5 protein-coding genes are annotated in these 7452 nt (G+C 44.6%); all 5 read left to right on the forward strand.

The genetic code is table 11. The features are described 5' to 3' along the window. Positions 1-50 precede the first annotated feature (50 nt). Positions 51-1442, forward strand: coding sequence for an HlyD family type I secretion periplasmic adaptor subunit (locus R8O10_RS19975; protein ID WP_005374562.1), 1392 nt, complete (start codon positions 51-53; stop codon positions 1440-1442). A 114-nt stretch (positions 1443-1556) separates the two neighbouring features. After that, positions 1557-2240, forward strand: a complete 684-nt coding sequence (locus tag R8O10_RS19980; RefSeq protein WP_005374561.1) for a transglutaminase-like cysteine peptidase — start codon at positions 1557-1559, stop codon at positions 2238-2240. A 5-nt stretch (positions 2241-2245) separates the two neighbouring features. Then, the gene (locus R8O10_RS19985; protein WP_262670981.1) at positions 2246-4159 is read left to right on the forward strand and encodes an EAL domain-containing protein; all 1914 of its coding nucleotides are present in this window, start codon (positions 2246-2248) and stop codon (positions 4157-4159) included. Positions 4160-4174: 15 nt separating this feature from the next. Continuing rightward, positions 4175-6289 (forward strand): type I secretion system permease/ATPase, encoded by a 2115-nt coding sequence (locus R8O10_RS19990; RefSeq protein ID WP_005374556.1) that lies wholly within the window; start codon positions 4175-4177, stop codon positions 6287-6289. A gap of 493 nt (positions 6290-6782) precedes the next feature. Next, the gene (locus tag R8O10_RS19995; RefSeq protein ID WP_017820061.1) at positions 6783-7376 is read left to right on the forward strand and encodes a mechanosensitive ion channel family protein; all 594 of its coding nucleotides are present in this window, start codon (positions 6783-6785) and stop codon (positions 7374-7376) included. Positions 7377-7452: the final 76 nt, after the last annotated feature.

Below are 7452 nucleotides of genomic sequence, written 5' to 3' on the forward strand. Positions count from 1 at the left end.
TAATAATAAGATCAAAAAGATAATCCGTAATTATATAAGCAGGGACTGTGATGAGCCGAGATAACTACAACAAACTCAACGATGAAGAGTTGGATTTTGTTGATGACAAAACTGCAGCATTGCTCCTCAATACCCCCAACAGCGCGCGTTTTATGCTCTGGGTTATGGTGCTATTTTTCATTGCAGCAATAGGTTGGGCATCTTGGGCTGAAATCGACAAAGTCACGGTTGGTCAAGGCAAAGTGATTCCCTCCTCACAGATACAAGTAGTCCAAAACTTAGAAGGTGGCTTAGTCAAAGAAATCTTGGTCAAAGAAGGCCAGTTGGTTGAAAAAGGCCAACAGTTACTGCTTATCGACGACACCCGCTTTCGCTCAGATTTTCGTGAACGTGAGCAACAAGTTGCCAACCTTACCGCATCTGTGCTGCAACTATCCGCTTCTATTAACAGTGTTGCCGTTAATCGTGATTTTGAAACGGAAAACTGGCGTCAAAGTGTACTACTTGATTACGGTAAACTGACCTTCCCACCAACCTTGGAAGAGACTCGACCTCAACTCACACAGCGTCAAAAAGCAGAATATCGCGAAGATCTAGATAATTTACGCAACCAACTTTCTGTTATTGACCAACAAGTGCAGCAAAAGCAGCAGGACTTGGTAGAGATCCAAGCACGAGTAAGGAACTTGCGTCAAAGCTACCAATACGCGAAAAAAGAACTCGATATCACCAAACCTTTGGCAGACGAGGGCGTTGTTCCTCGTATTGAACTGCTCAAATTACAGCGCCAAGTCAACGATACCCGTCGTGAAATGACGTCCAGTGAGCTCAAGATTCCCGTATTGCAATCAGCGATTCGAGAATCCATGCTCAACCGTATTGATGTTGCACTCAAATTCCGCTCTGAACAGCAAGAGAAACTCAACAGCGCCCAAGACCAGTTATCTGCTTTGGTTGAATCAGCGGTGGGCTTGGAAGATAGAGTAAACCGAACGGTTGTGAATTCGCCAGTAACAGGCAAAATCAAAACACTGAACATCAATACTGTCGGTGGTGTTATCCAACCTGGTATGGATATCGTCGAGATCGTACCAACAGAAGACACACTATTGGTAGAGGCGAAAATTGCGCCAAAAGACATCGCATTTTTACGCCCAGATCTTCATGCTATCGTGAAATTTACAGCTTACGACTTCACAAAGTACGGCGGTTTAGAGGGAGAGTTGGAACATATCAGCGCGGATACCACTCAAGATGAAGAAGGCAACAGCTTCTACATTGTTCGTGTACGCACCGAAAAAACAAACTTTGGTCAAGATGCAGATTTACCAATCATTCCAGGAATGACAGCATCGGTCGATATCATCACAGGGAAGCGAACCGTTTTGGAATATCTACTTAAACCGATTTTAAGTGCCAAAACGAACGCCTTGAAGGAGTAAACCACATTAAGATACTCGCGATAGGGAGTATTGAGCGATAAGTGATTAAATAAAAAGCACTTATTTCTCACTGACGAACTCTCTAGAAGAGTATACTTGTGATACGAGTCGAATATGCGATCCAATTTGCAGCGTAAAGTTACATTATTAATCAGCTTAAGTTGTTTGTCGTTCCAACTTGGTGCGCTGAACAGTAAAGAACAACGATGGGTCAATACGGTCACAGCGGTGTACGGCGAACGTGCGGGATTGCGCGTAAATACATGGCGAAAGAACCTCGACTTATTTAAACAATTAGAGACTCATGAACAGCTCGCTGGCGTTAACGACTTTTTTAATCAGCTGTATTTCGTTGACGACATAAAACTGTGGGGAAAGACAGATTATTGGGCTACGCCACTCGAATTTTTAGGGAGTAACGCAGGAGACTGTGAAGATTTCACTATTGCTAAGTACTTCTCTTTACTCGAGCTAGGAATACCAGATTCAAAGATGCGGTTAATATACGTAAAAGCCATCGAACTGAATCAGTTTCACATGGTATTAGCTTACTACCCTACCCCAAGTTCTGAGCCGCTCATTCTCGATAATATCAATCCTGACATTGTCCGAGCCTCTAAGCGTAGCGACTTGCTACCGATATACAGTTTTAATGGTACAAACCTGTGGTTGATGAAGTCATCTGCTAGCACTGGAGAGCTGGCAGGGAAAGCATCACGGTTGAGCCTTTGGAATGACTTACGCTCGCGCGAACGTAAGTTGCAGTTAAATAAACCTAAAATTAACTATGACGAGTGAGAAACATGACCCTATATAAGAAGCTTGTGGTGGGGATGGTTACGGTCTTTATACTCTTGTTGGCATCAGTATTCGTAATCCAATTCAACACGACTCGAGACAGCTTGGAGCAACAGCAACGTTCAGAGGTCAACAACACTATTAACACCGTAGGTTTGGCACTGGCTCCTTACCTAAAGGACAAAGATAAAGTCGCGGTTGAGTCCGTGATTAATGCTCTATTTGACGGCAGCACCTACTCCGTTGTTCGTCTTACAGCATTAGATTCTGACTACCAGATCGTGCGTACTTACCCAGTTAAACCAAGTACGGTGCCACAATGGTTTATCGACATGAATCTATTTAAAGCGATTCACGATAAGCGTGTTGTGACCAGTGGTTGGATGCAGCTCGCCGAAGTAGAAATCATTAGCCACCCAGGCGCAGCTTACGAGCAGCTCTGGCAAGGTTTTATTGGGTTGCTGTCTGTATTCAGTGTCATTTTTCTGGCTGGTTTAGTGGCAATTTCATACATCCTACGTCGCTCGCTAAAGCCGTTAACGGCCATCGTGAATAAAATGCATGAAATCGCGAATAACCAATTTGGTGAACCGCTTGCTCGTCCAAAAACCAAAGATCTTATCGCGGTGGTAGATGGCATTAACATGATGTCTGCTCAAATCGAGCTATCATTCAAAGAGCAAGCCAAAGAGGCGCAACGTCTGCGTGCTCAGGCTTACCTCGATCCTATATCTAAATTGGGTAACCGCTCATTCTACATCAACCAAATCGACCAATGGCTTGCAGAGCAAACGCAAGGGGGTATCGCGCTACTCCATGCTGAATACATTGGGGACATTTACGAGACCAAAGATTACCAACGCGCAGATGCCCACGTTAAAGAACTGTCTCAACGTTTGAAAAACACCATTGATGTACCGGGTGCCACGATTGCTCGCTTGTCTAGTGATGAGTTCGGCTTGCTTTTCCCTCATATGGATGAGAGCGAGTTACGCATTTTATCGGACAGCATCGTCAATTGTGTGAACGGCCTAAATACTGACCCAACAGGCTTAGCAAAACCTAAAGCGTCACTAGGGGTTGCACACAGCAAAGATCAGAAAACGCGTTCTGAAATCCTCTCGATGGTGGACAACGCACTATCGAAAGCCAAAGCGCAACCAGACAAGCCATACGGCTTCATTGGCAGTGATACACCTTCTAGTTTGATGGGTAAACAGCAATGGAAAGCGTTGGTTGAAGAAGCAATTCATAGTGATTGGGTTAAATTCCGTTTCCAAGCTGCGAAAAACACATGGGGTAAAGTATTCCACAACGAAGTATTTTCAAGCATCGAAAAAGATGGTGAAACGTATCGTGCGAATCAATACCTATTCGCACTAGAACAGTTAGACGCCACCAACATCTTTGACCAGTATGTCATTGAATCAATGATTAAGATGCTAGAAAATGGTGAACTTAATGACCCAGTCGCGATTAACATCGCGCAAAGCAGCTTGTCTCAACCATCGTTTATTCGCTGGACAACTAGCATGCTAGAGAAACACGCCAAAGTGGCCTCTAAGCTACATTTTGAAATTCCAGAGGAATGCTTTATCGATCAGCCTCACCACACAGCACTGTTATGTAATGCCATTCGCCAATCAGGTGCTGAGTTCGGCGTAGATAACTACGGACGTAACTTCCAATCTTTGGAATACATCCAAGAGTTCCGCCCGAACTATGTGAAGCTCGATTACCTATTCACACACAACTTGCACGACGAAAAACAGAAATTCACGCTAACGTCGATCTCTCGTACTGCCCACAACCTTGGTATTACGACTATCGCATCGCGTATCGAAACTCAAATCCAGTTGGATTTCCTCACTGAACATTTTGTTGAGGTATTCCAAGGATTCATCGTCGACAAGGAATAAAAAGGTTTATCAACGATGAAAGACCCTTTACTGAATTCGCTCATCTACGTTAGCCGTTACTATGGGTTAGCTAACTCGCCAGAAGCGCTAGTCAACGGACTACCGCTATCTGACGGTAAACTGACCCCATTTTTGCTACCAAGAGCAGCGGAAAGGGCCGGATTGGTTGCCAAGGAAAACCGCGCAGAGCTGGAGAGCATCTCCAGCCTAATTCTGCCGGCAATCTTAGTTCTTAAAGGCGGTGACTCTTGCGTTCTCAACAGCATCAATATGGAGAAACGCGAGGCCGAAGTCACCACCCTAGAAAGTGGAATGGTGCCGATCTCTATTCCATTAGAAGACCTACTTGAGCAATACACTGGTCGGTACTTTTTAGTTAAAAAGCAATTCCGTTTCGATGAGCGCTCTCCCGAAGTGCTCAAAACCAACGAAGGCCACTGGTTCTGGTCAACCTTGTGGCAGTCAAAACGCATCTACCGTGATGTTTTAATCGCATCACTTCTCATCAACCTCTTTGCGGTTGCCGCTCCGCTATTCACTCGCTTGGTGTACGACAAAGTGGTTCCGAATCTTGCGTTTGAAACCCTATGGGTACTAGCAAGTGGCATCTTTGTCGTGTTCCTGTTTGACTTCATTCTCAAGTCGCTGAGAAATTACTTCATTGATGTGGCGGGCAAGAAGTCTGACATTCTGATTTCATCCAAACTGTTCAGCAAAGTGATGGGGATTAGAATGGAATCGAAGCCGCCTTCGGTCGGTGCCTTCGCTCGCCATTTACAAGAATTCGAATCTATTCGAGAGTTTTTTACTTCAGCGACCGTCAGTGCTCTCATTGATTTGCCTTTTGCCATTCTGTTCTTAGTGATTATATGGCTAATGGCTGGCGATCTTGTGTATGTACCGATGGTGGGCGTGGTCATTTTGATTATTCACTCGCTACTGATACAAGGGCCGCTGCGTCGCTCCATAGAGGAGGGTTCACGCCTAGCATCGCAAAAATATGCCAATTTGATAGAGAGCCTGGCTGGGTTAGAAACCGTAAAAATGCTCAGTGCGCAAAGCCAATTCCAATACCGCTGGGAAGAGGCAGTTGCGCACATGGCGAACTGGAATATAAAAAGCCGCCGAATTACGGATAGCATTCAAAACGCGGCAGGTTTTGTGCAGCAAAGTAGTAACGTAGGGATGATCATCCTAGGCGTTTACTTAATTGCAGAAGGCGACTTAACCATGGGCGGTTTGATTGCCGCAACCATGCTTAGCGGCCGCGCGATTGGTCCTTTGGTTCAGTTATCCTTACTCTCTACGCGCTACAACCAAGCGAAGTCTTCTATGACAATTATCAATCAAGTCATGGAAATGCCGGATGAACAAGAAGAAGGTAAACGTTACATTCACCGCCCAATAGTACAAGGCAAAATTGAACTTGAACGCGTGACCTTCCACTACCCAGATTCACCGGTGGCGTCGATTCGAGATTTGAGCTTGACCATTAACCCAGGCGAAAAAGTAGCGATCATAGGCCGTATCGGTTCGGGTAAAACCACGTTAGAGCGTCTCATCATGGGCTTGTATCAGCCGACGGAAGGTCATGTTCGCATTGATGATACCGACATCGCACAGCTGCATCATGTCGACATTCGCCGTAATATTGGTTGTGTGCCGCAAGATTCGAATCTGTTCTTTGGTTCTATCCGCGACAACATTACGCTAGGTCGCCCATTAACCGATGACCGTGACGTACTAGACGCAGCGAATCGTGCCGGTGTTACTGCGTTTACGCAATCTGACCCAGCGGGCTTAGAACGCCAAGTTGGTGAAGGTGGTGCAATGCTTTCGGGGGGTCAACGTCAAGCAGTCACGATCGCTCGTGCATTTTTGGGTCGTCCTCCTGTTCTACTCATGGATGAACCAACCAGTGCGATGGATAATCGCTCAGAGATGCACATTAAACATCAATTAGCACAGTTGAAACCTAGTGAAACGCTGATTCTGATTACGCACAAAACGTCTATGCTCGACATCGTTGATCGCGTAATTGTGATGGAGAAAGGCAGCATCATCGCAGATGGCCCTAAAGCGCAAGTGCTGAACGATTTGAAACAAGGCAAAGTGCGTGCGGTTAGCTAACCTGAATTCACATTGATAAAAGACAAAGGCCCCGTTTAACTTGTGTTTAACGGGGCTTATTTTATTGGGAGCCCGAGATAATTAAGTTCTTCAAGCGCGACCCAAACGAGTACAAGGCCAACAATCACGAATAAAATCATAATCGCCTTTTCATCTTCTTCCATTTTTCAACGCCCTAAAACCTATTTCAATTAATACACCTTAGGTTATCAGGACAAAAGTCATATTCAGCTCGTTTATAAGGAACTAGCGTCATAGAATGTCGGATATGGGATACAGCTCAAAGATTGCTCTTTTCAAAGTCACGTCAGCTTTGGTTGAATATAAGTAATAAAGCCAAAGAGTTCGCAATGCTCACTAAGTCTTTGATTAACCAATATAGTACTCTGTGGTATCTCAACACAGAGACAAATGGTGTAAAGAAAAATTGTGATTACTTACAGCAAAAAATCAGCTATAAAAGCCGCTTTCTAGATATCGTCGAGATGAAGAAATGAATGATTGGATCCAATTAGAGCAAGTGAGCCAGTATTTCACTACGGGCTCCCTCGGTTACAAACTATTGATGGGCATTTTTGTCCTGATCGCGTATCGCATCCTGAAGAGGATTGTAAATCGAGCCATCCTAAATTTGGCAACAACGAAAGGTGTAAAAAAGGCTCGTTTGAGTTTTATTCAGCGCTGTTTCAATGTCGCGCTGCTATTTTTGACCGCCTCTATTTTTGCCATTATCACAGGTATTGGCTATGGCGATGTGTCTTTGTTCCTATCGTCCATTTTTGCCGTATTAGGTGTGGCGTTTATTGCGCAGTGGTCAATTCTGAGCAACATCACTGCCAGCTTTTTGATCTTTTTTGTCTTCCCGTACCGAGTGGGTGACCGAATTAAAGTCGTAGACAAAGATGAAGACATCTGCGGTGAGATTCAAGAAATCAGCATGTTTCACGTGTTAATTAAGCACGACAACGGTAACTTAATCACTTACCCAAACAACCAGATTTTGCAAAAAGCAGTGCTAAAGCTGGCGAAAAACAAGCCAGAGCCAAGTAAAGCAAAATCTCGGATTTATACTCGCAGAAAGAAATAATGACCCGTCCTGATATGGGTTGACACTTTTTAACTAAAACGCTCGATGTACTTCATCGGGCGTTTTGTATTTTAAA

Origin of the sequence: Vibrio sp. 1727 (assembly GCF_033344415.1) — a bacterium.
In the GTDB taxonomy this organism is placed as follows: Bacteria; Pseudomonadota; Gammaproteobacteria; order Enterobacterales; family Vibrionaceae; genus Vibrio; species Vibrio alginolyticus.